Below are 3,591 nucleotides of genomic sequence, written 5' to 3'. Positions count from 1 at the left end.
GACATCCCTCGGGGAACCCGGCTGTTCGACTCGATTCTGGTGTTCGAGAATTATCCCGCTGCCGGCTCGGCCGCCGAACTCCCGCACGGCATCACCCGGCAGCGGCGCACGGCCGTCGAGTGGCAGGACTATCCGATTTCGGTGGTGACCCACCTGGCGGATACGTTCTCCGCTCGATTCACCTACGATCTCGGCTTGTTCGATCCGTCGGCAGTGGACCGGATGGCCGGCCATTTTCTGACTCTGCTGGCGAGCGTGGTCGCCAACCCGTCGGCGCGGTTGCGCGAGCTGGAGATGTTGACCCCTGCCGAGCGTCGGCGACTGCTGGTCGAGTGGAACGACACCGCGGCCGAGTTTCCCCGGGACGCGTGCGTGCACGAACTGGTGCAGCGGCGCGAGCCCGACGCCATTGCGGTGACGTTCGGCTCGGAATCCTTGACGTATGGTCAGTTGAACGCCCAGGCCAACCAGCTCGCCCGATTTCTGGTGAACCGCGGCGTCCGGCCGGGTGCAGTCATCGGCGTGTGCCTGCCGCGGTCGTTGGAACTCGTGGTGGCGTTGTTGGGGGTGTTGAAAGCCGGCGCTGCCTATGTGCCACTGGATCCGGGATATCCGGCGCAGCGGTTGGCGTTCATGCTGTCGGAAACCGCCGCTCCCACGGTCCTCACACACAGTGCCGTGCGGTTCTCGGTGCCGGCGGCGGATGTCGTGGTGGTGGACGAGGACTGGCCCGCGATCAGCGCGCTCTCCGACACCGATCTGGTGGCCGAGGTCCGACCGGATGATCTCGCGTACGTGATGTACACCTCGGGTTCGACGGGGGAGCCGAAGGGCGCCGAGATCCGTCACGACTCGATCGTGAGTCTCGCGATCAACGGTGACTACGTGGATATCGTTCCGGGTGACGTGTTCCTGCAACTGGCGCCGGTGTCGTTCGACGCGGCGACTTTCGAGATCTGGGTGCCGTTGATCAACGGGGCGACGGTGGCGATGGCGCCGCCCGGTGCGCCCGATCCGGCCGGCCTTGCCGAGGAGATCCGGCGTTCCCACGTGACGGTCGCGTGGCTGACGGCTGGGTTGTTCCATGCCGTCGTGGATTCCGATCCGCGATCGCTCGCCGGGTTGCGGCATGTGCTGGCGGGTGGTGATGTGCTCTCGCCGTCGCATGTCGACCGGTTCCGGCGGGCGCTGTCCGGTACGCGGTTGACCAATGGGTACGGGCCGACGGAGACCACCACGTTCACCTGCTGCGCCGACCTGACTGACGCGCCCTACGGCTTGGCCGGTGTGCCGATCGGGCGACCGGTCGCGAACACGACGGTCTATGTGGTCGATCGTGGTGACCGGTTGGTGCCGGTCGGGGTGCCGGGGGAGTTGCTGGTCGGCGGCGTCGGCGTCGCCCGTGGCTATCACAACCGGCCCGAGCTGACCGAGGAGCGGTTCACCGCCGACCCGTTCTCCGCCGACCCTACCGCGCGGGTGTACCGGACCGGGGACATCGTCCGGTGGTTGCCCGACGGGACACTGGACTTCGTCGGCAGGCTCGATGACCAGGTGAAACTCCGCGGGTTCCGGATCGAGCCGGGCGAGGTGGAGTCGGTGCTGGCCGGGCATCCGGAGGTGTCTTCATGCGTGGTCACCGTGCGCGAAGACACGCCCGGAGACAAGCGGTTGGTGGCCTACTGCGTGCCGGCGGGCACGGCGAGCGCGCCGGTGCTCCGGGAGTGGTGTAAACGCAGCCTCCCGGAGTACCTGGTGCCCGGCGCGTTCGTGCTGTTGGACGCGTTGCCGCTGACGGCGAACGGCAAGGTGGACCGCCGAGCGTTGCCTGCTCCCGATGGCGGCCGCCCCAAGCCGGCCACCGGGTACGTCCCGCCTCGGGATCCGGCCGAGCAGGCGGTCGCGCGAACCTGGTCCGAGGTGCTCGGTGTCGACCAGGTCGGCCGGTACGACAACTTTTTCGAACTGGGTGGTGACTCGATCCTCTGCATCCAGGTGATCACGCGGTTGAAGAAGTTCGGTATCCATGTGACTCCCCGGCTGCTGTTCCAGCATGCGACCGTCGCTGAAATCGTGGTCGCGGCGAGAGCGTCGGCACCGGTGGTGGCCGAACAGGGCAGGGTCGCCGGCGAGGCCGTGCTGTCACCGGTGCAGCGGTGGTTTTTCGAATGGGATATGGCACGACCGGATCGGTTCAACCAGTCGGTGATGATGACGGTTCAAGGGCTGGCGCCCGATGCGCTGGAGCCGGCCCTCGCAGCCTTGGCCGACCATCACGACATGCTGCGGGCCCGGTTCACCCGCGAACCGCACGGCTGGGCACAACACATCGCCGAGGGTGCCGAGACGGTGGTCCGGACACACGACCTGTCCGCCGAACCGGATGCGGGGGCCATGATTCGGACGCTGGCCGACGACGCTCACCGGAGCGTAGATCTGGCGGCCGGGCCGCTGCTGCGCGCGGTGCTGTTCGACCTCGGGCCGGATCGCGGCCAGCGACTGCTGATCGTCATCCACCATCTGGTCGTGGACGGCGTGTCCTGGCGCATCCTGCTGGACGACCTCGCGAACGCCTACGAGCAGGTCAAGGCAGGCCGTTCCGTACTGCTGTCCGCCAAGACCACCTCGTTCCCCGAATGGTCCGCGCGACTGGAGCGGTACGCCGGGTCAGCCGCTTGTCTGGCGGAACTGCCGTACTGGAACCGGCCGCGACCGGCCACCGGACTGCCCCGGGACGGCGACGGCGCCAACACGTTCGCCGCCGTGCGGACGGTGGCGGCGTCGTTGGGGCCAGAGCAGACCGCCGCGTTGCTGCGAGACGTGCCGCGAGCGTTCGACACCCGGATCAACGACGTCCTCTTGACCGCACTGGCCTGCGCGCTCCGCGACTGGACGGGTCAGACCGCGTGTGTCATCGACATGGAGGGCCACGGCCGCGAAGATCTCTTTGCCGACGTCGACCTCTCCCGCACTGTCGGGTGGTTCACCAGCATCTTCCCGGTAGTGATCGACATCGGATCTGCAGTCGACGTGGCCGAATGCCTCCGCCAGGTCACCGCGCAACTCGACGCCGTCCCGAACAACGGAATCGGGTACGGGGCGCTCCGCTATGCCGGCAGCGACGCGGTTCGCCGGCAGCTCGGCGCGCAGGACATGCCGGAAATCAGCTTGAACTACCTCGGCCAGTACGAGAACGAGGTGCCTGGCCTGGGCCGGTACGCGGACGGCGCCGAACCCTCCGGTGAGCCGGTCGACCCGGCGACCACTCGTCGGCACCTGATCGATGTGCGCTGCGTCGTGCGAGACGGCGACCTGCTCGTCTACCTCGACTACACGCCATCTCTGCACGACACCGAGACGATCGAACGAGTCTCCGCTGGACTGCTCGATCACCTCCGCGCTCTGACGGCGGCGGTGGCCGATTCGACCACGCGATCCGCGGCCGACTTCCCGCTGTCCGGCCTGGACGAAGCGGCGTTGGCCGCGGTATTGGAAAGGTTTGTCGAATGAGCGATGCAGGGGTTGACAACATTTACCGGTTGGCGCCGTTGCAGGCGGGGATGCTTTTCCATACGTTGAACGATGATTCGC

General features: G+C 67.5%; 1 protein-coding gene. It reads left to right on the top strand.

All coding sequences use genetic code 11. The annotated features are described in order from the left end of the window. On the top strand, positions 1–3,510 hold a 3,510-nt coding region (locus ACFSXZ_RS40945), incomplete at its 5' end, for an amino acid adenylation domain-containing protein (protein ID WP_378271942.1). Positions 3,511–3,591: the final 81 nt, after the last annotated feature.

This window comes from Amycolatopsis pigmentata (assembly GCF_042684065.1).
GTDB classification, from domain to species: domain Bacteria; phylum Actinomycetota; class Actinomycetes; order Mycobacteriales; family Pseudonocardiaceae; genus Amycolatopsis_E; species Amycolatopsis_E pigmentata.
The sequence above is the reverse complement of the archived record's forward strand: the minus strand, read 5'-3'. Positions and strand labels throughout refer to the sequence as shown.